This is a genomic window from Pararhizobium polonicum (assembly GCF_001687365.1).
GTDB classification, from domain to species: domain Bacteria; phylum Pseudomonadota; class Alphaproteobacteria; order Rhizobiales; family Rhizobiaceae; genus Pararhizobium; species Pararhizobium polonicum.
Map to the genome: position 1 here is coordinate 134,405 of NZ_LGLV01000006.1, position 26,254 is coordinate 160,658.

22 protein-coding genes and 4 pseudogenes are annotated in these 26,254 nt (G+C 59.5%); 17 read left to right on the forward strand and 9 right to left on the reverse strand.

What is annotated here, in order from left to right:
- Positions 1–129: 129 nt before the first annotated feature.
- From ADU59_RS09510 to ADU59_RS09545, 8 genes are all read right to left on the reverse strand, one after another.
- Positions 130–600: a cytochrome P460 family protein gene (locus ADU59_RS09510; protein ID WP_083198194.1), complete on the reverse strand. Its 471-nt coding sequence runs from the start codon at positions 598–600 to the stop codon at positions 130–132.
- Between the two features lie 107 nt (positions 601–707).
- Positions 708–1,850 (reverse strand): aldo/keto reductase, encoded by a 1,143-nt coding sequence (locus ADU59_RS09515; RefSeq protein WP_083198195.1) that lies wholly within the window; start codon positions 1,848–1,850, stop codon positions 708–710.
- Between the two features lie 37 nt (positions 1,851–1,887).
- Positions 1,888–2,739: an SDR family NAD(P)-dependent oxidoreductase gene (locus tag ADU59_RS09520; protein WP_068953866.1), complete on the reverse strand. Its 852-nt coding sequence runs from the start codon at positions 2,737–2,739 to the stop codon at positions 1,888–1,890.
- Between the two features lie 193 nt (positions 2,740–2,932).
- Complete coding sequence (locus ADU59_RS09525) at positions 2,933–3,997, reverse strand: alpha/beta hydrolase family protein (RefSeq protein ID WP_068953867.1); 1,065 nt, start codon at positions 3,995–3,997, stop codon at positions 2,933–2,935.
- Between the two features lie 79 nt (positions 3,998–4,076).
- Positions 4,077–4,454, reverse strand: coding sequence for a DUF1330 domain-containing protein (locus ADU59_RS09530; RefSeq protein WP_068953868.1), 378 nt, complete (start codon positions 4,452–4,454; stop codon positions 4,077–4,079).
- Positions 4,455–4,727: 273 nt separating this feature from the next.
- Complete coding sequence (locus ADU59_RS09535; RefSeq protein ID WP_068953869.1) at positions 4,728–5,621, reverse strand: LysR family transcriptional regulator; 894 nt, start codon at positions 5,619–5,621, stop codon at positions 4,728–4,730.
- A 684-nt stretch (positions 5,622–6,305) separates the two neighbouring features.
- Entirely contained in the window at positions 6,306–6,851 is a 546-nt protein-coding gene (locus tag ADU59_RS09540; protein WP_068953870.1) for a flavin reductase family protein, read from the reverse strand.
- Between the two features lie 162 nt (positions 6,852–7,013).
- The gene (locus tag ADU59_RS09545) at positions 7,014–7,682 is read right to left on the reverse strand and encodes a FadR/GntR family transcriptional regulator (protein ID WP_068953871.1); all 669 of its coding nucleotides are present in this window, start codon (positions 7,680–7,682) and stop codon (positions 7,014–7,016) included.
- A gap of 613 nt (positions 7,683–8,295) precedes the next feature.
- On the opposite strand from ADU59_RS09545, the gene ADU59_RS09550 reads away from it, so the two are divergent.
- The 13 genes from ADU59_RS09550 to ADU59_RS09610 all read left to right on the forward strand — a co-directional run bounded on the left by ADU59_RS09550 (position 8,296) and on the right by ADU59_RS09610 (position 23,798).
- Complete coding sequence (locus ADU59_RS09550; RefSeq protein WP_068953872.1) at positions 8,296–9,771, forward strand: 4-hydroxyphenylacetate 3-hydroxylase N-terminal domain-containing protein; 1,476 nt, start codon at positions 8,296–8,298, stop codon at positions 9,769–9,771.
- 13 nt (positions 9,772–9,784) lie between these two features.
- Positions 9,785–10,819, forward strand: coding sequence for a 2,5-dihydroxypyridine 5,6-dioxygenase NicX family protein (locus tag ADU59_RS09555; protein WP_068953873.1), 1,035 nt, complete (start codon positions 9,785–9,787; stop codon positions 10,817–10,819).
- A 75-nt stretch (positions 10,820–10,894) separates the two neighbouring features.
- Positions 10,895–11,824: an ABC transporter permease gene (locus ADU59_RS09560; protein ID WP_068953874.1), complete on the forward strand. Its 930-nt coding sequence runs from the start codon at positions 10,895–10,897 to the stop codon at positions 11,822–11,824.
- Positions 11,824–13,821, forward strand: a complete 1,998-nt coding sequence (locus ADU59_RS29595; protein ID WP_083198197.1) for an ATP-binding cassette domain-containing protein — start codon at positions 11,824–11,826, stop codon at positions 13,819–13,821. Before ADU59_RS09560 ends, ADU59_RS29595 begins: the two co-directional genes overlap by 1 nt.
- A 61-nt stretch (positions 13,822–13,882) precedes the next feature.
- On the forward strand, positions 13,883–14,953 hold the full coding sequence (locus ADU59_RS09570) for an ABC transporter substrate-binding protein (protein WP_068953875.1): 1,071 nt from the start codon (positions 13,883–13,885) through the stop codon (positions 14,951–14,953).
- Positions 14,954–15,050: 97 nt separating this feature from the next.
- Positions 15,051–16,217, forward strand: coding sequence for an ABC transporter substrate-binding protein (locus ADU59_RS09575; RefSeq protein WP_068953876.1), 1,167 nt, complete (start codon positions 15,051–15,053; stop codon positions 16,215–16,217).
- A gap of 72 nt (positions 16,218–16,289) precedes the next feature.
- Positions 16,290–16,952, forward strand: a complete 663-nt coding sequence (locus ADU59_RS09580) for an isochorismatase family protein (RefSeq protein ID WP_068953877.1) — start codon at positions 16,290–16,292, stop codon at positions 16,950–16,952.
- Positions 16,945–17,778: a hypothetical protein gene (locus ADU59_RS09585; protein WP_158515713.1), complete on the forward strand. Its 834-nt coding sequence runs from the start codon at positions 16,945–16,947 to the stop codon at positions 17,776–17,778. Before ADU59_RS09580 ends, ADU59_RS09585 begins: the two co-directional genes overlap by 8 nt.
- An 11-nt stretch (positions 17,779–17,789) precedes the next feature.
- On the forward strand, positions 17,790–19,187 hold the full coding sequence (locus ADU59_RS09590; RefSeq protein ID WP_068953879.1) for an amidase: 1,398 nt from the start codon (positions 17,790–17,792) through the stop codon (positions 19,185–19,187).
- The gene (locus tag ADU59_RS09595) at positions 19,184–20,500 is read left to right on the forward strand and encodes an amidase (RefSeq protein WP_068953880.1); all 1,317 of its coding nucleotides are present in this window, start codon (positions 19,184–19,186) and stop codon (positions 20,498–20,500) included. Before ADU59_RS09590 ends, ADU59_RS09595 begins: the two co-directional genes overlap by 4 nt.
- 147 nt (positions 20,501–20,647) lie before the next feature.
- Entirely contained in the window at positions 20,648–21,664 is a 1,017-nt protein-coding gene (locus ADU59_RS09600; RefSeq protein WP_244506386.1) for an AbrB family transcriptional regulator, read from the forward strand.
- 74 nt (positions 21,665–21,738) lie between these two features.
- Complete coding sequence (locus ADU59_RS09605) at positions 21,739–22,176, forward strand: RidA family protein (RefSeq protein WP_158515714.1); 438 nt, start codon at positions 21,739–21,741, stop codon at positions 22,174–22,176.
- Between the two features lie 41 nt (positions 22,177–22,217).
- The gene (locus ADU59_RS09610) at positions 22,218–23,798 is read left to right on the forward strand and encodes a gamma-glutamyltransferase (protein WP_068953883.1); all 1,581 of its coding nucleotides are present in this window, start codon (positions 22,218–22,220) and stop codon (positions 23,796–23,798) included.
- 206 nt (positions 23,799–24,004) lie between these two features.
- On the opposite strand, the gene ADU59_RS09615 is transcribed toward ADU59_RS09610, so the two are convergent.
- Positions 24,005–24,910: a LysR substrate-binding domain-containing protein gene (locus tag ADU59_RS09615; RefSeq protein ID WP_068954126.1), complete on the reverse strand. Its 906-nt coding sequence runs from the start codon at positions 24,908–24,910 to the stop codon at positions 24,005–24,007.
- On the opposite strand from ADU59_RS09615, the pseudogene ADU59_RS29600 reads away from it, so the two are divergent.
- The 4 pseudogenes from ADU59_RS29600 to ADU59_RS09625 all read left to right on the forward strand — a co-directional run.
- Positions 24,900–25,121 (forward strand): annotated as a pseudogene (locus ADU59_RS29600) (IS481 family transposase); the annotation flags it as partial. The gene ADU59_RS09615 and the pseudogene ADU59_RS29600 overlap by 11 nt on opposite strands.
- A gap of 13 nt (positions 25,122–25,134) precedes the next feature.
- Positions 25,135–25,619: pseudogene (locus ADU59_RS09620) on the forward strand (NADPH-dependent F420 reductase); the annotation flags it as partial.
- Positions 25,620–25,721: 102 nt separating this feature from the next.
- Positions 25,722–25,866: pseudogene (locus tag ADU59_RS29605) on the forward strand (oxidoreductase); the annotation flags it as partial.
- Positions 25,867–25,888: 22 nt separating this feature from the next.
- A pseudogene (locus ADU59_RS09625) lies at positions 25,889–26,238 on the forward strand (ABC transporter permease); the annotation flags it as partial.
- Positions 26,239–26,254 lie beyond the last annotated feature (16 nt).

Genomic DNA, 26,254 nt, shown 5'->3' on the forward strand with positions numbered 1-26,254 from the left:
TAGCGGATGCGACTGAGAAATGGACCTTACTTCGACAATCTAGATCGCCAAGCCAGTCGTAGGCCAGGGCTGCTATCAGCAGGCTGCCCGATAGGAAATCCATTGCCAGTCGGAGGGGACGCGAGGGTGTCACGGAAGATAGTTCCGCATCCGGTCGATCGTGAACATGAAGTCGTTGCTGGCCTGCGACTGATGGCACGACTCGCATCGGTCAGCGATCGCAGTCCGGTTCACCTGTTTGTCGAGGCCGAATTGTTGGAAATGCCAGTCGCCTGTGCGACGCTCTTCTTCGACGTCTAGGCCCCAGTCCACGCCCTTGTGCATGACGAAATAGCCCGTGAGTTTGTAGTCCGTCCAGATGCCGAGTACCAGGCGGGTGCCGGCTGGCAATGGGTTTCCGGATTTCGATAGCTCGATCGTTTCGGGAAGAGCGAACGCTTCTTCCTTCGAGGAACCACGGTCGTAGGTCGCATAGAGAACGAATTTGTCGAAGTCCGCGGGAAAGATGGCGCGATTGGTGTCCGCCGTTGCTCCCGGCCCAGGTAGGAGAAGGGTCGCGACGGTGACGGCGATGAGGGAAATTATGTGCATGGAGAGCATGAAGAGCCTTTCGCTGCGTAATCGATTTCGGTCGGGTTCCGGCTGAGGCCTGGGAAGGGTGGCCGGACAATGTATGGGTTTTGCCCGGCATGACGAACGTCCTGCGGCTATGCAGAGGCGTCGACCAGTTCCATCTGCATCTTGTTCATACGACCGCCATGTACCGTGATTTTGGAAAGGGCGGCGTCGATCTCGATGAGGTCTGCAGGCGTGAGTTCCACGCGCAGCGCACCGAGGTTCTCGTTGAGGTGATCGACGTTTCGCGTGCCAGGGATCGGGACGATGAACGGCTTGCGGGCGAGCAGCCATGAAAGTGCGATCTGCGAAGGCGTCGCGCCCTTTGTCCCGGCGTATTTCTTCAGGAAATCGATGATCGGCATGTTCGCTGCAAGATTTTCGCGGCTGAACCGCTCGAAGGTCGTGCGGAGGTCTGACTTGGGATCAAGCTTCGTGTTGCTGTCTATCTTTCCGGTGAGATAGCCCATTCCCATGGGACCCCATGGAACGAAGCCGATGCCAAGTTCTTCGCAGGCAGCGAGCACACCATTGGTTTCCGGGTTCCTTTCCATCATCGAATATTCGGTCTGTACGGCGGTCACCGCCTGAACAGCATGGGCCAGCCGGATCGTCTTCGCGCTTGGCTCGGAAAGTCCGAAATGCAGAACCTTGCCTTCCTGGATCAAGTCCTTGACCGCACCCGCCACGTCTTCGATCGGCACGTCCGGATCGACGCGATGCTGGTAGAATAGATCGATACGGTCAGTCTTGAGGCGCTGAAGCGAAGCCTCGGCCACCTGCTTGATCCGTTCCGGCCGGCTGTTCAGTCCGATTGTGCCGTCGATGGCAAAACCGAATTTGGTCGCGATCCTCACCTGGTCGCGGATCGGCGCAAGGGCTTCGCCGACGAGTTTCTCACTGGTGTACGGACCGTAGACTTCAGCGGTGTCGAAGAAAGTTACTCCATTGTCATGCGCTGTGCGCAGCGTCTTGATACCTTGGGTTATGTCCGCCGGAGGGCCATAATTGGCACTGATGCTCATAGCTCCCGCGCCGATTTCCGAGACTTCTAGCGTTCCGAGTTTCCGCATCTTCATAAGGGTTTCCTTGGCCTGCCCGGATGTTGCGGCCCATGCCATCGACCCGAGGGGCAATGCTGCGCCGACGAGCGCGGCGGTCGTCAGGAAGTCTCGGCGGTTCAGTGTCGAACGGCTTTCTGCGTTCGGTCCGGTTGATTCATCTGTCGGGGACATGGTCTTCTCCTGTTCAATCGATTGAATGTAAGGGTGATCAGTTGCCCGTGGCGGCAGCTTCGTCGAAGTCCAGGGAGGTTGAGAGCCGTCGATGGGCATCGATTTGCTTTTGAAGCGTCGCGATTTTCTGTTCCGCGATGCCGATAGCATCTGCACCTGCGATGAAGCGGGCTGGCAGCTCGTCCAAATTGGTGAGCGTCAGCAAAGCCTGGGCAAGCCTGGCTGGGTCACCGGATTGCTTGCCATTGTAGGATTTCCAGAATTCCAACTGTTGTGTCCGCCGCTCGGCATAGTCCTCGATTGATGGGACCGCGTAATTGGTCGACTCCTCTGTCAGAAGCTCGGTACGGAAGAAGCCCGGATTGACGATCATGGTCTGAATGCCGAATGGCGCGACCTCGGCTCCGACCGACTCCATCCATCCTTCAAGGGCGAACTTGGAAGCGGCATAGGCGCTTCCGAACTCGAAGCCGCCGAATCCAGCGCTCGATGATATCGAGATGATTTTTCCGTCGCGCTGTTTGCGCATGACGGGAAGGACGGCGCGGGTGACGTTCATCGGACCGATGAGGCTCGTCATCAGCTGCATGTCCAACTGGAAGGGGGCCAGTTCCTCGAAATATCCAGCGAAGAAGCTTGCGGCGTTGTTGACGAGCACGTCGATGTGGCCAAAGCGTTCGACCGCCGACTTCACCGCCTGCTCGGCATCCTCGGGCTTGTTCACGTCGAGTTTGACGACTACCAAGTTTGCAGACTGTCCAACGGCTCTGCCCACCTTGTCGGGATCACGACCAGTCGCTACCACCTTGTGACCCGCCGCCAGCGCGGCTTTTGTGAAATCCAACCCCATGCCGCGCCCGGCACCTGTGATCATCCAAACGTTGCTCATATTCACATTCCTTCGTTGTCTGAAGGTAAGATAGGCTGAGAGCCGAATGCTGATTAGCCGGTATTATCTGCATGTACTTAGAAAGGGGATTTCTAAATAGGCGCTTTGACGAAAACGCCCGGCAGCGTTTCCACAACTGCCAGGCTGCTTTCAGATAGGTTTCCTTTGGAGGCAAACACGATCAATCAGACCATCAAACGGCATTGATGTGAGCGCCAAACCAATCGAGCACGAGTTGTGGGTTTTGGCCGAAGTAGTTGTATCCCTGGAAGCGTTGGTCGGTGCCTTCGATCCAGAACAACCTCTTGTCCTTTGCAGAGATGGTGTCGTAGATTTCCTGGACATTGGACGGCTTGGTCAGGAAGTCATTGCGGACCTGCGCGACGAGGGTTGGCACGGTGACCGCCTTGGCATATTCCATCGGCCAGACGTCTGCGAGATGAAAGCCGGTCCGCTTGTGGAACGCGACGTCGAAGCGCTCGAGACCGTTTTCGATCTTCTGGTTTTCGACTGCGGTCTGGACAAATACTCTCGGCGAGACTGGCTGCAACGCGATCATCGCCTTGATGTGCGCGAATTCTTCTGGGTGTTTCTTCATGCCGACGATGGTTGCGTTGGATCCGAGGCAACGGCTGTAAAGAGCCGTTTTCATGTCCTTGGTATCGGGTCTTGATTTGGCGTAGCGCGTCGAGCCGACGACGTCGCGATACTCGAGGACGCCATGGCCATTAACGCCGCCGCTACCCGTGCCGCTGCGGCCGTGGTTGCGCATGTCATAGGCGATGATGTTGTAGCCGGCATCGTGCAGGACCTTGTATTCCGGCAGGAAGTTGACCTCGAAGCCACCGAAATTCGTCCAGGGCTCCAGATGACCTGGATAGCCGTAGCGATTGCAGGGCATCGGATGATTGCAGATGATCAGGCGATCTGAATCGGCGGGAATGAACCAGCCTTCGATCGTCACACCATCCATCGCCGGGAAGAAGATTTCCTCGTAGTCCATGCCATATTCATGCGGCCAGCGCAGAATGGGGGTGCGGGTCGAGTGCGCCATCAGGTCGGCCATGCCGTTGATAAAGTCTTCTGATTTCGTGTCCGTCATCGTCGTTGTTGCTTTCGCGTCTGCGGGCTGCGCACTCGCAGTGGAGGCGGCCATGATGGGAAGGGTGGTGAGCACCGCACTGGCTTTCAAAAGCTGCCGACGGCTGCTCGACGTTGCACCGTCTTGCTGAAGGGTGCTGTCATTCGGGTTGCCCATATCAGGCTCCTTCTCGATGAGTTTGATATTCGACGGGAAATGGAGGCGATGCTCGGGATCGGGGCCACCTCGTTTGCCGTCACTGCTTGGGCGGTGCGAAGCCTTCGGTAATCACGACCGAACCTTCGGTTGAGTCGACGCGGAACTTGCGCGCTGCCGTGTATTCGGGCGAGTTGTAGAATCGTCGGGCGTCGGTAACGCTTGGGAATTCAGCGATAGCCATGACGGACTGCGGCTTGCCTTCAACTGCGGTCGCATTCAGATTGAAGACGATGATCTTTCCGCCGAATTTCGGAGCCAGCGGTCCAGCTCCTTCCATGTATTTTTTGAAGCCGGCCTCATCCTTGATCGTGTAGTTGGCGATCATGTAGCCAGGCGCCTGAGTATCCTGTGCGTGGCCAGTAGAGGCAACGGCAATCATGATAACGCTGGCCGCACCAATGATGAGTTTTTTCACGGGAGATGTCCTTTTCTGTCAAGTGGCCAAGTTGCACCGTTGCCACGATCGAATGGATCGCGGCTCCCCGGGGAAACCGATAGGGTGATGCGAAACCCGACGGTTTCTCCGTCCGGCTTTCATGAAGAGGAATATAGCGGAGACCCATCCATGAGATTAGATTGCATAATCTGCATGAAGCTAGAAATCAGAGAGATAAATCCTGTCATCGCTGCAAGTGCTCGTCGCGAGAAGCGCTCATCCTGGAACGGACAGAAAAAATGCGCGGAGTGACTATCCCTTGTGGCGAAGCGCTTCGAGCAGGATAGCGAATGCGGGCGTGTGCTGTTTTCTGCTCGGATAATAGAGATGGTAGCCAGCGAAAGGAGGGCACCAATCCTCCAGGACCCGGACGAGACGTCCTGCTGAAATATGGTGGGCGACCTGACTTTCGAACGTACAGGCTAATGCTAACCCATCGAGGGCGGCGGCTTCCAGCATTTCTCCGTCGTTGAGAACGAGTGGTCCGTTGACCCTGACCTCAAGCTCGACACCGTCTCGTTCGAACTCCCATGCAAACAGGCCGCCAGCTGTGGTCTGGCGATAGCTGGTGCATCGATGGTCGCCAAGGTCGCGAGGTGTTTCCGGTGGCTTATGCTTGGCGAAGTAGGAAGGCGAACCCACGACTGCCATGCGCAAATCCGGGCCGACCTTGACCGCCACCATATCCTTCTGGACCTGCTCCCCAAGCCGGATGCCTGCGTCGAACCGACCCGCCACGATGTCGGTCAGTCCTTCCTCCAGATTGATCTCGACCGAGATGTCTGGATAGTCCGGAAGGAGTTTAGCCAGGACTGGCCAGAGCACCGTTTTTGCCGCATGCCGGAACGTTGTGATGCGGATCGTGCCAGCCGGTTTATCATGAAGCGCTGTCAGTGCCGCGAGTTCACTATCGATGTGATCGAAGGCGGGCCTGAGGCCATTCAACAACCGTTCCCCGGCATCGGTCAGCGACAGGCTTCGCGTTGTCCGCGACAGCAAGCGGACTTTGAGGCGCTCCTCCAGCATGCGCACTGCGTAGCTCAAGGCCGACTGGGACAATCCCAGCTTTGCGGCGGCGCGCGTAAAGCTCCCTTCCTCGGCGACGGCTATGAATACCGCCAGGTCGCTAAAGTCGCCTCTTCTCATTTATCAATCCCATTTCTAAATTTGGACCGATAATAGCGGCGGCAGAGTCATATAGTAAATATCATGAGGGCAGAATGGTTTGAGGTCTGGGCTTGCTTCTGGCGTCAACACTACGGGTTCGCAGATCGTATCCGTTCGAGGTGAGGGATTGGGCCATCAGCCAAAACACTGTTGGTGAAGTTGCAAAACGAAATAAGGCGCACTCGAACCGAGTTGAGGGAAGGATGTCTCAAAAACGAGAATGGCTGGCAGATGTAGTTGAAAGTGTTCCATCATTCGTTTTCCTCGCTCTTTGGCCAAGCGGATGGGATTTAGAACTAGCTGGCTGAGCAGGCGCCGCCTTGGCAGCGGTCGCGCTGATCGGGCTCCGTAGTTGCCGTAGGCATTACAATCCGATCTTGCTCGGAATAAACGTTCATCTCCTCATCATCACGCCATTGATAGTGACACTGTTTTACACGGGTGCAGAGAGATGCAGCGAAGCCTTGGCGGCATTATCGTATCGGGAAGCGCTCGTTACTGTCTTCCTGGTCAGCTGCGCCCTGACTATAGGCTCAAAACGCCGCGACGATCGCTTAAAGCGTCATTCCGCCCTCTACCGGAACCGATTCCTACATCTGAGAATATGTTTACCAGATCAATGACTGTCGACGGATCCAAATCCGATAGGACCGTTGCCCACGTTCAGGTCGCCAGGTGATGCGGGAAACTGAAATGCCCGCCAGCGTAGACAAGACTGCGCGCAAGTGGGTCGTGCATCATTCCCTCGACACGCCCGATCAGAATGGTGTGGGTAGGGGAGTCGTATTCGCATTCGAGACGGCAATCGAAGACGGACAGGGCGTCGTGCAGCACCGGCGCACCGGTGACAAGTTGCCCCCAGATCTCGGCCTCGAAACGGTCGGGGCCATAGACCTTGGTGAGCCCTGCGAACCGTTCGGCAAGTGCCGACTGCGTTTCGGTAAGGAAATTCGCGGAGAAGCAGCCATTGGCACGGATGTGAGGCAGCACGGTGCTGTTGGAATTGACACAGGCGAGGATCATCGGCGGACGATCGCTGAGCGAACAGACTGCCGACGCCGTCATCCCGTGGCGCAAGCCTGCTTCGCCGGTGGCGATCACTGTCACGGCCGTGGCGACAATGCGCATTGCTGAGCGAAATCCCTGAGCATCGACACGGGGCGTGTCGATTCCTGTCGAGATTTTGATATCGGGTGCGGAAAGAGGCATCTGGTCAGTCTCCCACTGGCTAGAGCAACTCAAAGGAAACGCAGGCAGCGATTTTCTCTTTAAGCTGCATAAAAACAAAGAGATAGAGCGTTGCACCGGCCGGGTTTAACCGGGCATGCTCTGGTGGCCGTACATTGCGATCTCTGATAGGGCGATGGGGTTCTATTTGCCGTTCATACGGGGCGTCTCGCTTCCTCCGTTGAGCCATTTCAAGATGGCGACCAGATGATCACGCATTGCCTCTTCCGCCTCGGCTGCGCGTCTCTCGCGGATTGCTTCGACGATCCGTTCGTGGTGTTGCCAGCCTGTCTCGTTGGTATAGGCAGGCAGTCGGGTGCGGAACGTCTCGTCCCATGTGAGGTCCATAATCTGTTCCAGTAGATAGGCTGCCAGTATGTTGTGGCTGGCGACCGCGATGGCGCGGTGGAAACGATCATCCTTGGCCCGATCAAAAACCGCCGGCTCCGAGAGCGCATGCGCTGAAATGATTTCTTCTATCTCGGTCGGCGTGCCGCGTGTCGCGGCCAATCGGGCGATCTCCGGCTCCAGAAGAAGGCGGACCTCCCACAACTCGGCGGGACTTGTCTTGTTGGTGATCTTGCGACGGTTGGTCAGGCCCTTGCTCGCGGTATTCCGCGGCTGGCTCCGGGGAATCTTCTTCTCGCTGCGAAGGGCGCCGAGTGCCTTGCGCAACAGATAGCGATTCACGCCAATGCGTTCGGCCAGTTGCCGTTCGGGAGGGATCGGCCCCTCCTTTGCCAGCTCGAGAATGGCTCGGGTTATCTCTTCGATCGAACCTTGATCCTTTATCATCGTGGAGCCCTCCTTCATTTTTCCTCCAATGCCTGTAACGCTTTCTGGCGGCGCTTCTGTTTCTGCACAGCGATGACCTGAGCTCTGGCCGAGAATCGATGCACTCCCAGATCGGAATCCGGTCAACCGCGCGCGCATCACTATGCATGTCTCTGTATACGGTTGAAGCGACCGGATGTCTACCGGATGCTTTGGACGTTGTTTGGTTTTTTATTTGGTCGTTTCCTGTGGTGTCCATATTTCCGCACCGCACAAAAAAATTTAAAGAATCCGATTTTCTATAAAATATAATATTATTAGATAGTTATTCCGATTTCCCGCGAGAAATTCAGTGGCGGAAGCCGATTGTTCGGTCGATTTTTGAAAAGTTTCACTTGTCATGAATACGACCAAGGCATAACGTCACAAAAAAAGAGGGTGTGGTTGACGAGGGTTGAAAAACAACCATTGATTCAACCAAAAGAAAAACCAAACTAAAACCAGACCGTGCCGCACTTGGCTGTGCGTGTCGATGCCTTATGCGCTCTTGCCTCGATCCGGATCTGCGGACCGGCAGGGAACGATCCTTCGTGCCAACTCGGTCCGGCTGCGAATGCGCCCGGAACCAGCTGAAAAAGACGGAAGTGAACAGATGAACACCATGACGAAAATCATGCCTGAGCATGCGCTGAGGACAGGCGCGGAATTCAAGGCCTCGCTGGATGACGGACGGCAGCTCTGGGTCAACGGAAAGAAGCTCGACAAGGTGACGCACGACCCGGCGCTTGCTGCCGGGATCGATCTGATGGCCTCGATGTTCGACGACCAATTCACAGACGAATATGCGGAAGCTACGACAGTACTCGACAAGAAGTCCGGCTTGCTCACGGGCCGTTCATGGCAGGTGCCGGAAACGAAGGAGGAACTGCTCGGTCGCCGCATGATGATCGAGTATACGTCGCGTAAAACAGTGGGAACCTTTGGCCGGCCGCCGGATCTCGGGCCGACGCTCGCTGTGGGAATTCTGGCTCATCTGCATCTTTTCAAAGACTTCAGTTCGGCATTTCCGGAATGCCGGCCTGATTTCATCGAAAATGTCGAACGGTATGTCGAATTCGGCCGGATGAACTCGATAACCTGCGCAGAAAGTCTGACAGGTCCGCAAAATGACCGCTCGTCTCCGCTGGCGCAGTCTGCCTCGCTGCTGCGGGTCAAGAGGGCGGAGAAGGACGGCGTCTATATCTCGGGCGCCAAATCGGTGGGCTCGGTTGCGGCCCAGACCAACGAGATCTTCTTTTCAAATCTGGCCTATCCCGGCACACCGAAAGAAGCAGCGATCTGGGGTGCGGTGCCGATCAATTCCGAGGGGATCAAGCTTGTCAGTCGCGAGATGCTGTCGAACCCCGGCGCTGATCCCTTCGATCACCCGCTCGGTTACAAAGGGGAAGAGGCGGACCAGCTTGTCATCTTCAGCGACGTCTTCGTTCCCAGGGAGCGTATCTTCAATCTCGGCAACGAGCATGTCTCGGCCATTTCCGGCAAGGCGACGCTGTTTGCACATTATCATGTGCTGACCCGGCTCAAGGTCAAGTCGGAAGTCTTCGTCGCCTGCGCGAAAATGGTCACCGACGTCCTCGGCACCGGGCAGATACCGGGTGTGCGATCGATGATGGCGGAGATCATCGAATACAATCGCACGCTGGAGGCTTTCGTTCTGGCGTCCGAGGTCAATGCCACGGTCAACGAGAGCGGGGTCATGTGCCCCGACGTGATGATGATCACCACTGGCCGGCTCTACGCGATCCGCAATTACCCGCACATTATCCATGTGCTGCAGGAAATGTGCGGCCAGGGCCTTGTGATGCGCTTTGGCAAGGCTGCCTTCAACAATCCGGATATCGGTCCGCATCTGAAGGAGCTTCTGCCCGGCAAGGGTGTCAGCGGAATGCAGAAGGAACAGCTGATGAACTTCATCTGGGACCTGACCTGCTCGTCGCTCGCAGGACGCGTGGCGCTGTTTGAAAACGTCAATGCCAGCCCCGCTCCACGCATGCGCGAACGTCTGGTCGCCGAGTTCGATACCGATCCCATGGTGGCCGAACTGAAAAAGATTGCCGCACTCGACTGAAGGAGGCAGAGAGATGACAACGCAACATGAGATGGTGAAACTGTTCACCGAACAGCTCAGGCTCTGCGCGCTCAAGCCCGACGAAACCGTGATCGTCCTGAGCGAGCACGATATCCGTGCTGATTACGCCGCGGCATTCATGCTGGCCGCGCGCGACCTGGGCGCCACACCGTTCCAGATCACGGTGCCGTTGCGCGAGAGGCGTTCGGCCCGCCAGACCACGGGACGCACGGCGATTGCCGGCAATCGTCCGGTAATCGAGGCGCTGAAGAAGGCCGACCTGATCATCGACGTGATGGGTACGCTGTTTTCCCCGGAGCAGGACGAGATCTGTGCCACCGGTACGCGCATGCTGTTCGTGCGCGAACCTTTCGACGTCCTCGCCCAGAATTTCCCCACAACCGATCTGCGTCGCCGCATCGAGCACGGCGAAGGGCTGCTCTGCAAGGCAAAGACCCTGCGCATCTGGTCAGAGGCCGGAACGGATGCCACATTCGATATGGGCGGCTATCGGGTGATGACCCAGTACGGCTATACCGACACGCCTGGCCGCTGGGACCACATGGGCACCGGCCAGGTGCTGAGCCAGGCCTATGACGGCAAGGTGAACGGCACCGTCATGGTCATGCCGGGAGATACGGTCACCGCGTTCCAGCGCATGATCGAAAGCCCCGTCCGGCTGACGATCAGGGACGGTTTCGTGGTCGGTATCGACGGGGACGGCACCGATGCTCCGCTGATGCGCGATTACATGGAGAGTTTCCGCGATCCTCGTGCCTATGCAATCAGCCATATCGGCTGGGGCCTGTTGAACACGGCCACCTGGTTCCATCGCGCCATTACCCGCACCCGTCCGCAGGAAATCAGCGTCAATTCGCTAAGCTATTACGGGAACGTCCTCTTCTCGCTCGGTCCGAACACCGAGCTGGGCGGCTCGAACGATACGCAGTGCCATCTGGACATTCCGCTCCGCAAGACCTCGCTGTCGCTGGATGGCGTCACGATTGTCGACAAGGGCCGCATTGCAATCCCGGAGATGGCAGTCTGATCGTTTGCCGGCGATCCCGAAGATTTCGGAGCGTGAATTGTGACGCATGACGTCGGAGACCCGACAGGAGAAACAATGAACCGGATTGAAGCATCGGCGCCGACAGAGAGGAAGAGCAGACTGTTGCCCGATCCTCCGAGTACAAGCCTCACGGCATGGGAGCGCCAGCAGCGTGGGCTGACCCTATCCCTGATGACGTTACCGACTTTTGCAATGATTGCCGTTTTCGTCCTGCCGCTGCTCGTCCTTTTGTGGATGAGCTTCGGCGGCGGTGCAAGGGACGGGTTTTCGTTGCAGGGGTATCGTGACCTGATGCAGCCGGTCTACATCAAGCTTCTGCTCTTCACGCTCCAGCTTGCGCTGCTGACGACGGTCCTCTGTGCGATTTTCGGCTATCCGTTGGCCTATCTGATGGTCAATGTCAGTTCGCGCTTTGCGGCGTGGATGGGCGTCGTCCTGTTCATTACGCTCTGGCTCAGCTTTCTGGCCCGGACATTCGCCTGGATCATCATCCTGCAACGGCGTGGGGTGGTGAACAATCTGCTGATGAGCACCGGGATAATCGATGCTCCCCTCGAGCTGGTCTATAACAAGCTCGGTGCCTATATCGGCATGGTTCACATCCTGCTGCCGTTCATGGTCCTGACGCTTATTCCGGCGATGAAGGCCATCGACCCGGCTTATGTTCGGGCGGCGTTGAGCTTGGGCGCCCGCCCGGCAAGGGTGTTTCGCGATATCTATCTGCCTCTCAGCCTTCCGGGTCTTGTTGCAGGATCGATGCTGGTTTTCACGCTGGCCTTCGGCTTCTTCATTACGCCGGCGATCCTCGGTGGTGGCCGCGCGCCGACCATCGTCATGGCAATCCGCGACCAGATCCAGCAACTCGGCAATCTGCAACTGGCGGCGGCCACCTCCATGGTCCTGCTCGTCTTCTGCCTCGGGCTTCTCTTTGTCTACGACCGTGTCGCGGGTATCGACCGTCTCTATGACAAGGGAGGGAAGTGATGGAATTTCTCATCCATGGCAAGGCGCAACGCGTCCTGAAAATCTACGGCTGGGTAATGCTTGTCGTCGTTATTCTGCCGGTTCTCCTGATCGTTCCGATCAGTTTCGGGGCTGGTAGCGCCATCGTCTTTCCGCCGAAAGAACTGTCTCTCGAATGGTATCGCAATCTGGTCGACGACCCACGCTGGGGCCGCGACGCGCTGCTGTCGCTGCAGGTCGCCGCACTGGCAACGGTTCTGGCTACGGTCACCGGTACGGCTGCAGCGATCGGCATCTCGCGGGTCGAGAACAGGGCGCTGGCCAAATTCCTGAAGATGTTCTTCATCGCGCCCATGATCGTGCCACTGATGGTGATTTCCGTCGGTCTCTACATCGTCTTTGCCCGTAACGGATTGTTGGGGTCGGTCTGGGCGCTGGCGGTTGCCCACGCCATCGTGGTGCTGCCCTTCGTTGTCATGCCCGTGATGTCGCGGCTCGCCAGCCTCGATCCGGCCTATGAGCGAGCCTCCGCCTCGCTGGGGGCCACCCAGTTGCGCACGCTGGTCGAGGTGATCCTGCCGCTGCTTGTCCCGGCAATCCTTGCGGCGGCTATCTTCTCCTTCGTTTTTTCCTTCGATGAGGTGGTGCTGGCCCAGTTCCTGTCCGGTCCCCGGTTCGAGACGTTGCCCCGGAAAGTCTGGGACGGTCTCAGCCAGAACGGGCTGGACAAGACCATCACCTCGATCGCGTCGGTGCAGTTGTTCTTCGTGCTTGCAGCCTTCGCGATATGGAGCGTCTGGAATTCCGGCCGCGCCGGTCGTCTGGCGCGCCGTGCCGATAGCACCCGGACACCGGTTCCTCCGTCGACGGACGCGACCTCCCTTCCTGCCAATGGATCCTTTCCCATGAACACAGCTCTCCAAACCTCTGCCCCCGCAAATGACCCTGCTGTCGCGAAGAGTGGCGAGCAGCATGGCTATGGCATCGATTTTCAGCACCTGAGCAAGTTCTACGGCGACAAGGTCGTGGTGGAAGAGGCCAACTTCTCGGTGAAGCCCGGCGAATTCCTGACCATTCTTGGCCCGTCAGGATCGGGCAAGACGACCTTGCTGATGCTGATTGCCGGTTTCATTTCACCCGACGCCGGACGGTTGATGTTGGGCAAGCGCGACATTTCCCGCGTGCCGCCGCATCAGCGCGACATCGGCGTGGTCTTTCAGTCCTATGCGCTGTTCCCGCATATGACTGTCGCCCAGAATGTGGCCTATCCGCTGCGTGCCCGCGGCCTGCCACGCTCCGAACAGGAGGCCCGAGTCAAATGGGCGCTTGGTCGGGTGCATATGCAGGACTTTGCCGACCGGCGCATCACCCAGCTTTCCGGTGGTCAACAGCAGCGTATTGCGCTTGCCCGCGCCATTTCCTTCGGGCCGCGTGCCTTGCTTATGGACGAACCGCTCTCGGCGCTCGATCGCAACCTGCGTGTCGAAATGCAGCGCGAGATTCGCAGCCTGCAACAAAGCCTCGGTCAGACCGTGGTTTTCGTCACCCATGACCAGGAGGAGGCGCTGAACATGAGCGACCGCGTCGCGGTGATCAACGAGGGGCGCATTCAGCAGGTGGCAAGTCCGCGCGACCTGTACCTGAAGCCGGCCAACAGCTTCGTGGCTGACTTCTTCGGAGAATCCAACCTGTTCCGCGGCTCGGCGGATGGACACCGGCTGGTGCTCGGTAGCGGCGTGCTTCCTCTGGCCGATGCACGGTCCGGCGCAGCTGTTCTCTGCGTAAGGCCCGAAACAGTGCGCACCGATGCCGGAACACAGCCTGTACCGGACTGGGCAATCGACGGGACGCTCAGGACAGCGCGCTTCCTCGGCAGCCTGTTGCACATGCAATTCGAGACGCATTACGGCCCGATGACCGTAACCCGGCCGCTGGACGGCACGATCGATGTTCCCGAGCAAGGAGAAACCCGGCGACTGTTCTGGGTTCCCGAAACCGCACATCTCATGGCGCATTGATCAGTACCGCATTGCAATCACAAAACAGACCGCCCCGACCTATTCCAACCAGGAGAGACCAATGACACGCAGAATTGGACTGGCCGCGATTGTGGCACTCGGAATGTTAGGCACTTCAGGACTGCATGCGCAGGAGGCGCCCGAAGAATTCCGGGGCACCGGCAAGCTGATCGTCAACAATTGGGGCGGCCCCACGGTCGAACGCATGCACGAGGCCTGGTACGGCGATTTCAGCAAGGCGAGCGGCATCGACGTTTCGTTCACATCCATACCGGATGTCGCGAAGCTGAAGATCATGAATCAGGTCGGCAATGTCGAATGGGATGTGGTCGATTTCGAAGGCAGCCAGATGCTGCTGGCGATGCAGGACGATCTGCTTGCGCCCATCGACTACGACCTGATGTACAAGCTGGTGCCCAAGGCCGAACTCGATCCCGCCCAGATGACCAAATACGGCATCGGCTCGATCGGCTTTTCCACCATCATGGCCTGGAACACCGAGACGGTGGGCAAGAAGGGCCCGGCCACCTGGGCGGAATTCTTCGACACCACAGCCTTCCCCGGTCGCCGTGCCCTGTATGCCCGCCCGAAGCCGACGCTGGAAATCGCACTGATGGCCGATGGCGTCGCGCCGAAGGATGTCTATCCGATCGACATCGACCGTGCGTTCGCTGCGCTCGACAAGATCGGACCAAAGGTCAACCTATGGGTCGAAAAGACCTCGCAATGGGACGTTCTGATCCAGAACAAGGAAGTGGATCTGATGGGGTCGGGCCTTGCCCGCACGATGGCACAGATCGAGCGTGGTGAACCGATTGCGGTCAACTTCAACCAGAGCATCATGGAGCAATCCTACTGGACCATCCCGAAGAACGCTCCGAACGTCCAGGATGCACAGAAGCTGATCGCGTGGATGATGCTGGCCGAGGGTGAGCGCAAGGCATTGAAACTGCTTCCCTACTACAGCATGGCCAACATGGCTGCGCTCAACGATATGCCCAAGGAAACGTTGGCCAAGCTGCCCGGTTCACCGGAAAACGCGGCAAATTCGCTCAGCATCGATGCCAAGTGGTGGCTGGAGCACGACGCTGAGGTTCAGACCCGCTGGCTGGATTGGATCAGCCGTCAGTAATTGCCGATCAGGAGTGGCCGGGGCCCGTTTCTTCGACCGGGCCACCTTCCATGCCGTTGCTTCCCCGTTTCCCGTCGTACCATCCGGAGATCTATCAATGACAATAGAAAAATCCAAATCTACCCGGTCGGACCCCGTCAAGGCGCCGGCATCCACGGCCCCTGGCTCCGGGATTGATCGTCGCAGCTTTCTCGGCGGCATGGGTGCCGCAAGCCTTGCGCTCGGGACCGGCATGGCTGGCGGTTTCGGGGTGAAGCCCGCGCTGGCGCAGGACCTTTCTCTCCTGAAAGGCTCGGGCGATGTCGTCGTCTGCACCTGGGGTGGCGCTTCCACCGATACGATGAAAGAGGTCTGGTTCGAGCCGTTTTCCGAGGCAACCGGCATCAATGTAACGAGTACATCCGTCCCGGACATCGCCAAACTCGAGGTGATGGAAGGCATGGGCAATGTGGAATGGGACCTGCTGGACGCCGAGGGCACCCAGATGGAACTCGCCATGCAGAAAGGCCTGCTGCAGCCCATTGACTACGATATGATCTTCAAGATCGTTCCGCGCGAGCAGATCGACCCGAAGGTCATCAAGGAATACGGTGTCGGCTCTGTAGCCTTTTCGACTGTAATCGCCTGGAATACCGGGCTGTTCGGGTCGGAAGGGCCGCAAAACTGGACGGAATGGGCCGATACGACACGGTTCAAGGGACGTCGTGCGCTCTATGCCCAGCCGCGCCCTTCGTTCGAGATTGCGCTGATGGCGGCGGGCGTTCCGCCCGAGAAAATCTACCCGATCAATATCGATGACGCCTTCAAGGCACTGGACGCGCTCAAGCCAAAGATAGACCTCTGGGTCGAGAAGACCTCACAATGGGGCGTTCTGATGCAGAATGGTGAAGTCGATCTGATGGGGTCGAGCCTGTCGCGTACGCTGGATGAGAAGAAACGCACCGGTAGCATCGACTTTACCTTCAACCAAAGCATCGTCGAGCAGGACTACTGGGTCATTCCGAAGTCGGCTCCGGGCGGCGCCAATGCACAAAAGATAATCGCGTGGGCGTTGATGGCCCAGGGCCAGTTGGCCTTTGCATCGCGTATGCCGTTCAACGTGGCCAATACCTCGATTTACGGGGATATCCCGAAGGAGATGCAGCAGCAGTTGCCGGGTTATCCCGAAAATGCCGCGCGCAATCTTCAGATCGATCAGGCCTGGTGGACGGCCAATGCCGAGCAAGTGCGTCTGCGCTGGCTCGACTGGATGAGCAAGGGCTGATTGCCCTGTCCTCGGACGGAGTAAGACCAGAACTCCGTCCTATTTCCCAAGCCGCAGCCATCCGGAGCTGAAATGGAACTTTCCGACATGACCGCCCGCCAGATGTTCGAGCATCTGGGCAGGAACCCGACGCGCCCTCGCTACGGGTTCGGCACGCGCCCGATGCTGATCAATGTGGATCTGCAATGTGCCTATACCCGACCCGAAGTCTACAAAACGGCCTATGAGGCCGATCCGCGACAGATGGACTACGTCAATCGCCTGGCCGCACAGAATCGGAAACTCGGGCTGCCCGTGATCTGGACCTATGTGGCTTTCTCTGAATCGGGAGACGATTGCGGCGTTTTCGGGTCCCGCACGGATACACCGGACAGTCTGCAGAACATCAAGGAGGGCTCGCCGCGCGCCGGGCTCGACCCCCGTCTGGACGTCTGTGCGGGTGATGTTGTCCTGAACAAGAAGATGCCTTCGGCGTTTTTCGAAACGCATATCGGCTCGCTCGCCACCTGGCACAAGATCGACACCGTGATCGTGACGGGCGGATCGACGTCGGGTTGTGTGCGCGCGACTGTGGTCGATAGCCTTTCTCGCGGATTCCGTACAATCGTTCCGATAGAATGTGTTGCCGATCTCCACGAAAGTCCGCATTTCGCCAACCTCTACGACATGCACAGGAAGTATGCCGACTGTATCCCCGTTTCGGAGGTGCTCGACTGGTATGCGACGCTTGGCTGAAACGATGATGGCGGACCGGGATTGCAGCATTCGGACGGAGCCGTTTATCAACGACGGTACCAGGCCGATGCCGCCCGAGTTGCGCGGCTCGGTGCTTTTGCTGGGTAATTTCGATGGTCTGCATCTGGGGCACCGGGCGCTGGTGGCCGAAGCATTCCGGCTGGCCGCGCGCAGCCTCCGTCCGATGGCCGTGCTGCAATGCGATCCGCATCCGCGCGCCTATTTCCGTGGCGAGGGGGGCTTCCTCATCTCCTGCGCATCGGTACAGCGCCGGCTTCTGACGGAAGCCGGCATCGATCTCATTTACACGCCCTCGTTTGATGCAGCGTTCGCGGCGCAGTCTGCAGAAAGCTTCATTACCCGTCATCTGGTCACCGAACTGGGGGTCTCCGCGGTGGTCGTCGGGAGCGATTTCCGCTTCGGCCACCATCGTCTGGGGGATGTGGCGCTGCTGGAGCGGATGGGCCGATCGTTGGGGTTTGCGACCCATGTGATTGGCGAATGCCGGGATGCCGGAATGCGGATCTCTTCCAGTCGCGTCCGGACGGCGGTCGAAATGGGGGACATGGCAGAGGCGAAACGGCTGCTCGGACGTCCGTTCGAGGCTGCGATTTTACGCGGACCGACTGGATGGTGCTTCGACCCGATGCAGATCCTGCCGCCCGATGGCACTTTCAGGGTGGAAGCCCGCGGAGCCGCCGGCGGCTATCCCGGACAAAGGATACTTGCTCTCAAGGGGCGCAGTCTCATGGCCAGTCTGCCGGCCGGAACGCTGAGCCTGTGCTGGAATACAGGCCCCACCGGCACGCTTGAAACAACGAATTGAAAGGGCGTCCGATGGACGAAGACAATCTTGATGCGTTCGGTATGGCTGAGCTTGTGCGGCGGCGTGAGGTTGCACCTGACTACTTCGTCAGACAGACGCAGGCACGGATTGCCGCGCTGAATCCGATCTTGAACGCTGTCGTGCATGAATTCGAGATGGTGATGCCGGAGGCGCTGGACGGCCTCTTCGCGGGCGTGCCGCTCCTCCTGAAGGATACCGGTGTTGCCGTGAAGGGGGTGCCGCTCACCTCTGGCTCGCGTCTGCACGCTGAGGTGATCAGCCCCGCCGACAGCACGCTCGGTACCCGCCTGCGCCAGGCGGGGTTCGTCTTTGCCGGACGCACGAATACGCCGGAACTGGCGCTCAGCTTTACCACCGAGGGCCGTTTTCATGGCCCTGCACGCAATCCGTGGGATTTGAGCCGCACGCCCGGAGGGTCTTCCGGGGGAGCTGCGGCCGTCGTGGCGGCGGGTATCGTGCCGATGTCGCAATGTTCTGATGGTGCGGGTTCGATCCGTGTTCCGGCAGCGCATTGCGGCGTGTTCGGCATGAAGCCGTCGAGATTGCGCAACCCTTCCGGTCCGGCTCTGGCCGAAGGCATCGCAGGCATGTCGACGCCACATGCGATCAGCCGCTCGGTTCGCGATAACGCCATGATGCTGGATGCTACCCATGGGGCCGATATCGGCGATCCCTGGGCTTCCCCACCGGTCGAAGGCAGTTTTCTCGACGCTGTTTCGCGCCCGCCACGCGCCTTGCGTATCGGCATGGAAGTGACAGGCAACGCGGATTGCCGCGCCGCTGTCGAGGCGGCGGCGCGTCTTTGCGAAAGTCTCGGTCATCACGTCGAACTGGCCGCTCCGCAATACGATCGGGAAGCCATAAAGAATGTGTGGTTTACCATTTCCGCCGTCTCGGTGTCGCGCGGCGTTCGCGGACTGGCTGCGGCACGGGGCATCGAAAGCCCGCTGGCAATGCTTGAGCCCGTGAATGCGGAATGGGTCCGGAAAGGCGATGAGATTTCGGGCACCGACTATCTCGGGGCCGTGAGTGCACTGCACCAGTCGAGCCGGGCCATGGGCCGCTATTTCTCGGATTATGACATCTATCTCTCGCCCACCACCGCCGAAGTGGCGCCTAAACTCGGCTGGCTTTCGGGCGAAGGTATGAGTGTCGACGCGTTCTTCGAGCGGTTCTGGGCGCACGCGCCGCTGACGGCTGTCTTCAATGCTTCCGGTTGCCCGGCGATGAGCGTGCCGCTGCACTGGACTGAAACGGGCTTGCCCGTCGGTGTCCAGTTCGGTGCTGCCTACGGCGCTGAGGCGCTCCTTTTCAGTCTGGCGGGCCAACTCGAAATGGCCAGTCCGTGGGCCAGACGTCGCCCGCAAATCAACGAGGTCAAACGATGAGCCTGCTTCCTTCGATATATTCTGCAGCCGAGATCGCCGGGATGAGCGCCCGCGCCATTGCCAAAGCCGTCGCTTCGGGCAAGCTTCGGGCCGAAGCCGTGACCGAGATCTGGCTGGACCGTATCGCAACCGTCGAACCGGCGCTGCGCGCTTTCATCCATCACGCCCCCGACCAGGTGCGCGCCCTGGCTGTCTCGGCAGGGCAGGGGCCGTTGGCCGGTGTGCCCTTCGGAATCAAGGATGTCATCGATACCGCCGACATGCCGACCGGATATGGCTCGGCGGCCTATCCGGGCTGGCAGCCGTGCCGCGATGCGCCGGTGGTCCATCTGGTGCGGCGGGCAGGCGCGGTGATGATGGGCAAAACCGTCTCCACGGAATTTGCCACGGCTGCCCCCGGCTTGACCGTCAATCCATTCGATGCTGCACGCACGCCCGGCGGCTCCTCCAGTGGCACTGCGGCGGCGCTTGGGGCAGGGCTGATCCTGATGGGGCTGGGCACGCAGACATCCGGTTCGACGATCAGGCCCGCAGCCTATTGCGGGGTTGCGGCAATGAAGCCGTCACCCCGGCTGATCGAAACTTTCGGCGTCAAACCCCTTTCGGCCACGCTCGATGTGGTCGGCCCGATGGCGCGCGACGTGCGTGACCTTGCCTTGCTCGTCTCGGTGTGCATGAGGCGGGCCGAACTGGCTCCGGAGACATTGGCACCGGATGGATTGCTGCCGTTGGAGCCCATGGGACTGTTTCTGCCGGTTCACGATCCGGCCGCCGATTTCATGCCGCTCGAAAGGGCGGCGTCCATCCTCGGTTCGGTCACCTTCCGTGCCGTGCCGGGCTGGTGGGAAGGATTGGGCTCTGCGCAGGACGATGTCTTTGCCTGGGAGGCCTCGGCATCCCTCGGCGTCGATCGGGATCTGCACTGGGAACAACTGCGTCCGGAGACCCATGCGTTCCTTCGGCGTCATGACGGGATTACCTTTGCCCGCTGGCAGGAGGGGATCGCGGCACGGGACAGGGCGCTGGCGGATCTGGACGCGGTGTTTGGCGATGCGGACTTCGTCATCACCCCTTCGGCGCCCGGTGAGGCGCCTCTTGGCCATGCAAAAACCGGCCCCGCGACCTACAATATCCGCTGGACGTTGCTGGGATGCCCCTGTGTGACCGTGCCGGCTGGCTTCGGCCCGGCAGGGTTGCCTGTCGGTATCCAGCTCGTTGCCCGGCCCGGACAAGATGCTCTTCTGTTGCGTCAGGCCGCCGCCGTCGAGGACCGACTTCGCGCAGCCGGGGTCGAGGCACGTCCTGGTGTCTGATCGCGCCGGTATTCTCATCCATATCGTAATTTTCCGGGAAAGCGCGCCTGCGGCCAGTTTCACCGCAGCCGATCAGGCCCCGTCCCGCGTTTTGAAAGATCGGTCATGAAGATCGGTACATTCCCAGGCGCCGTGCAATGGGTTATTTTGCTGATCGCCGGATTGATGGCAGGTCAACTCCTGCAGGCACTTTCTCTCCCTGCGGCATTGATGATTGGGCCAATGCTGGTCGGGATCGTCATGGTGCGGGCAAATTGCACGATCCAGATCCCGGGCGTTCTTCACCGGATGGCACAGGGCATCGCAGGTTGCCTGATCGCGAGCCATCTCGACGCCGCGATGCTGGCCCGGATGGGCGATATCTGGCCCATCGTCATCCTCTTCGTGACCCTGACCTTTGCCGCGTCCTGTCTCGTGGGCTGGCTATCGGGCCGGATGACAGGAATCGATAGCGAAGTTTCGATCTGGGGCTTTCTGCCGGGCATGTCGGGGACAGTCATCGCGATCGCGCATGATCAAGGGCTGGACAGCCGGTTGGTGGGGCTGATCCAGACGGTGCGCCTGATGGTGGTTATCGCAACGATGGTCGTGGCCGCAATGTTCATCGTCGGTGCAGCGGTGCCGCATATTGCACCCGGACCATCACCCGATTCCGGATCGGTCGCCTGGGTGCTGGGTCTGGCTGTGCTGGGGATGCTGGCGGCACGCCGCCTGCGCTGGCTTCCCTCGGCGGCATCGCTTCTGCCCCTCATGGTTGCGGCAGCGCTTCGGTTGGAAGACATCAATGTAGCCGTACCCGGCTGGCTGTTGGCGCTGGCCTTTCTCGCCTTCGGGGCCCATATCGGGCTGCGTATGACACCCGACATCCTGCGTGCAGGCGCCCGCGCACTGCCCTCGCTGATCGGAGCGTCGTTCCTGTTGATGGCGTTGTGCGCATTTTCGGGCGCCGCACTGTCGGTGATTGCGCAGGTGGATCTGATGAGCGCATTGCTTGCGACCGTACCCGGCAGCATCGACTCCATCGCCCTGATTGCCGTCAATGCCAATGCCGATCTGACCTTCATCATGACATTGCAGACGTTGCGGCTTTTTGCGGTCGCAGTGCTCGGTCCCGTGGTCGCACGCAGCATGGTCCAAATGCTTCACCGCCGCAAGACAACATGAAATCCCCGATCAGGCTCATGGAACCTTGCCTGCAAATTCAAAACGTCAACATCCAACGAAAAGGAATGAGATCGATGCACAAGGAAATCATCAGAGCGGACGTTCCCGAAAATGGCGGCGCCTACAATCTCTGCGTTCGTTACGGCAACATGCTTTATCTCTCCGGTCTTGCCCCCTTCGATGCAACATTCTGCGCGCAGGTGGCTGAAGCACGGGCCAGGGGCACCAAAGTGCCCCCGATGCCGGACACGCCGTTTCCGCGTCAGGTGGAAATCATCATGGAGAATATCAAGAAACTGGTCGAGGCAGCCGGTTCCAACATGGATTGCCTGCTGAAGACCAATGTGTGGCTGCGCGACCAGAACCAGGCGGAAGAATTCGAGAAGGTCTACGTCAAATATTTCTCCAGTCCCGACATGCTGCCTGCCCGCGCGCGTCTGCAGGCTGGCCGGACGCCCATGGATTGCGGCCTTGAGATCGAAGCCATCGCCTATGTGCCACAGGACGATTGATGCCGCAGACCCGCATAGGACAGGTTGAAGGGGACCGATCCATGAGCAGCTTTTCGACAACGCAGCGCATAACCAAGGACGTCGTCTGGACAGATGGCGGAGTTGTTGCCGCCCATCACCGGACCGCTGCGGAGGTCGGCGCGAAGGTTCTGGCTGAAGGTGGAGACGCGATAGACGCGGCGATCGCCACCTCGTTCGCGATCGGTGTTGTCGAACCATGGATGAGTGGCCCGATGGGCGGCGGGATGATGACACTCTGGCGCGCGGGCGAACAACGTGCCGAGACCATCGAATTCGGCATGCGCGCGCCGCGCGGCCTGCAAATGTCGGATTACCCCACGGTCATCGAAGGCGGGGTCTCGGATCTTTTCACCTGGACCCGTGTGAAGGACGATCGCAACATCTTCGGTCCTCTGTCCGTTGCGGTTCCCGGCACGGTCGCGGGCATGGAGCTTGCGCATCGGCGCTATGCGACCCGACCGTGGGCAGAGCTGCTGCAGCCGGCTGTCGAGTTGGCGAGGAAAGGCATGCTGATCGACTGGTACGCATCGCTGATGATTGCTGCCGTAACGCGGCAACTGGCAAAGGACAAGGACGCGGCGAAGATGTTCCTTGTCGATGGGCAATGGCCCAACATCGCGGGGTGGACCGATATCAGCGAAAGCCGTCTGGACCAGTCTGTGATGGCCGCCACGTTGCAGCGTCTCGCCGAGGCCGGCCCTCGGGACTTCTACGAAGGCCAACTGGCCGACGCGCTGGTGACGGACATGGCTGAAAAGGGCAACCGGCTTTCGGCGGAGGATCTCGCGACCTACCGTGCCAGCGCCTGCCAGACCCGGACGATGACCTATCGCGATGCCGTGATCCATGCCCCGTCGGGGCTCAGCGCGGGTGCAGATCTCGTGGCGACATTGCAGCGGATGGAGCGTGGGTTTATTCCCGGTAAGAAACCTGACGCAAACAGCTATGCGACAATGGCAAGAGCCTTGCGGGACGCCTACCGGCACCGTCTGAGCCATGCGGGGGATGAGGGCGGACATGTCGAGGCCCCCGCCTGCACGACCTCGTTCAGCGTCGTGGACAAGGCCGGAAACATGGTGAATGTCACACAGACGCTCCTGTCGAAGTTTGGCAGCCGTGTCGTCTCGCCTTCGACCGGCATGCTGATGAACAACGGGATCATGTGGTTCGACCCGGAACCCGGCAAACCGAATTCGCTGGCGCCGGGCAAGGCTTGCCTGATGAACGTCTGCCCGACGATCGGTGAGCATAAGGGACGGATGTTTGCCATCGGAGCTGCGGGAGGACGCAAGATTCTGCCTGCGGTGACTGCTCTGACGAGCTATATGGTCGATTTCGGTATGACGCTTGAGGAGGCATTTCACCACCCGCGTATCGATGTGAGCGGCGTTTCACAGATTATCGCCGACGAGGATTTGCCGGCCGGGATTTCCACGGCGCTGGCTGACATAGCGCCAACCCAACGCGCCAAAAGAACCGTGCATCCATATGCCTTCGGTGTGCCGGTCGGCGTCATGCGTGCCGATGGGCGCAATTGCGGCGCAACCGAGATCATGACGCCGTGGGGAGACGCAATTCTTGAAGAGCCCTTTCTTTACTGACGGGACATCATACTCCATGTCCTCGGAAGGGTGGGCTATCCCATAATCAACAGCGACGCCAAATTATATAGGTCAAAAATCCCATATGACGCGCATTGATGGATTCAAGCGGGCACTCGATGGTGAGGTTCGCAATTGTCAGGTGGATGCCTGCGGGCCTTCTGGAAGCGGGAACGCCCAGCACTGCGAAGTCTATGGTGGATGCTTCACTTGATCAGTCGAGAGGCATCCAATGGTTCCGTCGAAACCCACTGTATGAAAGCCGAGGCGGCGACATTGGCTGGATCGGCAGCCACGACATAATAGGGATCGAGCGGCTGCACGATGCCGGGCAGGACATGGCACAACCGTGCGGCCATCAGGTCGTTGGCGACCAGGCTGGCTGGTCCGACAGCAATTCCCAAGCCGTCCGCCGCTGCCCTGAGCGCAAAATCAAGATGGTCGAAGCGCATCTCGCCAGACGGCGTCAGCTTTTCGGCGTCTGCGAAACGTAGCCATCTGCGCCAATCCTCCTCGCGGGTCTCGCTATGCAGAAAAACATGTTGTTTGAGGTCCTCAACGCTCCGCACCGGCTCCTTCTCGATCAAAGAGGGGGCCGCGACAAGATAGGCGCGGTCGGAGAGAAAGGCCTGCGGTTGAAGATCGACCGGCCATCCCGCCGTGCCACGCCGGATGACAATATCAAATCCATCCCGGTTCAGGCGCTCGGGTTCAACGGTGCTGGTGATCACCTGCGGCGTGATATGCGGATAATCGCGGATAAAACGAGGCAGCTGTGGAATAAGCCAGCGCGCGGCAAAACTCGCCCGCACATTGATGCGCAGGCTCGATCCGGGTGCGGATTTTGCCACAGCCGCGGCTGTCGTAGCGATCCGCTCCAGCGCCGGAGCCATCCCGGCAAAAAGCTCGCGACCGGAGGAGGTCAAGGTAATTTGCCGGATGCCCCGCGTAAAAAGCGGCACACCGAGATGCTGTTCAAGCTGTTTGATCTGGCGGCTGACCGCGCCATGGGTGACGCCCAGTTCGGCCGCCGCAACGGTGAAACTAGCATGCCTGGCGGCCGCGACAAAGGCGCGCACAGCGTTTAAAGGCGGGAGACGGCGATGCGGCATAAACCAGAAGACCGTTGCCAAATGGAAGAAGCGAACCTCGGTTGCAGATCTGCCGACCGGTCCAAGCGAACCGAAGTCCACGGTCCTGTCCGGTGACGACGAGGCGATGATTATTGCCTTCCGTCGACACACTCTTCTGCCTCTCGACGATTGTCTCTACAGCTTGCAAGCGACGATCCCGCACCTAACGCGATCGTCCTTGCAGCGCTGCTGGCATCTCTCGCTCCGCTGCGGCCGCAATCGGCCCCACAATCATTCCCAGAAAACTGGCGGAAGCGGTCAAGGCGGACGTCGTGTTTTTGGCTGTCCGTTTTGAGTCGCATCAGGATGTCGCGAAGGCGCTGCTCACCTGGCAGGGGAAGATCATCGTCGATGTGACCAATGCCTACGGCGTGTCCCCGGAGGAGCTGGGAGGACAACCTTCGTCCAGGTTCGTCGCGCAGGCCTTCTCCGGCGGAAGGCTGGTTAAGGGCTTCAATCATTTGGCCGCCGCGGTTCTTGTCCAAGACCCGGCCGTTCATGGTGGCAGGAGAGTGTGTTCCTGGCGAGCGATGATGACGGCGCCGAAACGGAGATTGGTGCACTTGCGGAAAACCTCGGTTTCTCGCCGATCAAACTCGGCGAGCTTTCGGAAGGCGGACTACTTGTTCAAGCGCGCGGGAATAGCTGGGGTCAACTGATTTTTAAGGACTTGGTCAAGTTCGACTGATGAATCGCGATCGCAAATTTCGACGCGATCCTACCTCGTGGAAAAAGGCGGCCACATTTTGATTGAAGTGAGGGCGACACCCTCCAAAGAAGGATGGATGACATGAACATACTGCATGGAATGACCGCCGTGATCATCGGTGGCGCTACCGGCATCGGCCGCGCCGCAGCGCTTCATCGAGGAGGGCGCCTTCGTCTGGATCTTCGGCCGCCGGCAGGAAGCGCTCGGCGCTGCGGTGGCCGACCTCGACTGACTCTACGCAGCGGTGAAGGCCGAGCGCAGTCATCGCCGCGAGCGCGCTGATGGGCATGGGCGGCGCATTCCTCACGTTGTCGGCGTTCAGCAGCTTCTTCCCGACCATGGTGCAGGGACGCGGTTGGATCTGCATCGTGCTCGTCGTCTTTGCCTCCTGGCGGCCGGGGCGTGCGCTGTTCGGCGCATTGCTCTTTGCCTTCTTCGATGCCTTCCAGCTTCGGCTTCAGACAGCCGTCGACGGTGTGCCCTACCAGATCTTCCTGATGACGCCCTATGTTCTGTCGATCGTCGCGCTTGTCGTCAGGCCCGCCACGCCCGCGTGCCGCAGGCCCTGATGCAGCCTTACCGGCGCGGCGAGCGATAATTGCTTTCACTCAACG

Excerpts from the sequence above, each read along its gene's own strand:
- ADU59_RS09510 (WP_083198194.1), bottom strand. The coding sequence starts at position 600 with ATGCTCTCCATGCACATAATTTCCCTCATCGCCGTCACCGTCGCGACC.
- ADU59_RS09515 (WP_083198195.1), bottom strand. The coding sequence starts at position 1,850 with ATGTCCCCGACAGATGAATCAACCGGACCGAACGCAGAAAGCCGTTCG.
- ADU59_RS09520 (WP_068953866.1), bottom strand. The coding sequence starts at position 2,739 with ATGAGCAACGTTTGGATGATCACAGGTGCCGGGCGCGGCATGGGGTTG.
- ADU59_RS09525 (WP_068953867.1), bottom strand. The coding sequence starts at position 3,997 with ATGGGCAACCCGAATGACAGCACCCTTCAGCAAGACGGTGCAACGTCG.
- ADU59_RS09535 (WP_068953869.1), bottom strand. The coding sequence starts at position 5,621 with ATGAGAAGAGGCGACTTTAGCGACCTGGCGGTATTCATAGCCGTCGCC.
- ADU59_RS09540 (WP_068953870.1), bottom strand. The coding sequence starts at position 6,851 with ATGCCTCTTTCCGCACCCGATATCAAAATCTCGACAGGAATCGACACG.
- ADU59_RS09545 (WP_068953871.1), bottom strand. The coding sequence starts at position 7,682 with ATGAAGGAGGGCTCCACGATGATAAAGGATCAAGGTTCGATCGAAGAG.
- ADU59_RS09550 (WP_068953872.1), top strand. The coding sequence starts at position 8,296 with ATGAACACCATGACGAAAATCATGCCTGAGCATGCGCTGAGGACAGGC.
- ADU59_RS09555 (WP_068953873.1), top strand. The coding sequence starts at position 9,785 with ATGACAACGCAACATGAGATGGTGAAACTGTTCACCGAACAGCTCAGG.
- ADU59_RS09560 (WP_068953874.1), top strand. The coding sequence starts at position 10,895 with ATGAACCGGATTGAAGCATCGGCGCCGACAGAGAGGAAGAGCAGACTG.
- ADU59_RS29595 (WP_083198197.1), top strand. The coding sequence starts at position 11,824 with ATGGAATTTCTCATCCATGGCAAGGCGCAACGCGTCCTGAAAATCTAC.
- ADU59_RS09570 (WP_068953875.1), top strand. The coding sequence starts at position 13,883 with ATGACACGCAGAATTGGACTGGCCGCGATTGTGGCACTCGGAATGTTA.
- ADU59_RS09575 (WP_068953876.1), top strand. The coding sequence starts at position 15,051 with ATGACAATAGAAAAATCCAAATCTACCCGGTCGGACCCCGTCAAGGCG.
- ADU59_RS09580 (WP_068953877.1), top strand. The coding sequence starts at position 16,290 with ATGGAACTTTCCGACATGACCGCCCGCCAGATGTTCGAGCATCTGGGC.
- ADU59_RS09590 (WP_068953879.1), top strand. The coding sequence starts at position 17,790 with ATGGACGAAGACAATCTTGATGCGTTCGGTATGGCTGAGCTTGTGCGG.
- ADU59_RS09595 (WP_068953880.1), top strand. The coding sequence starts at position 19,184 with ATGAGCCTGCTTCCTTCGATATATTCTGCAGCCGAGATCGCCGGGATG.
- ADU59_RS09605 (WP_158515714.1), top strand. The coding sequence starts at position 21,739 with ATGCACAAGGAAATCATCAGAGCGGACGTTCCCGAAAATGGCGGCGCC.
- ADU59_RS09610 (WP_068953883.1), top strand. The coding sequence starts at position 22,218 with ATGAGCAGCTTTTCGACAACGCAGCGCATAACCAAGGACGTCGTCTGG.
- ADU59_RS09615 (WP_068954126.1), bottom strand. The coding sequence starts at position 24,910 with ATGCCGCATCGCCGTCTCCCGCCTTTAAACGCTGTGCGCGCCTTTGTC.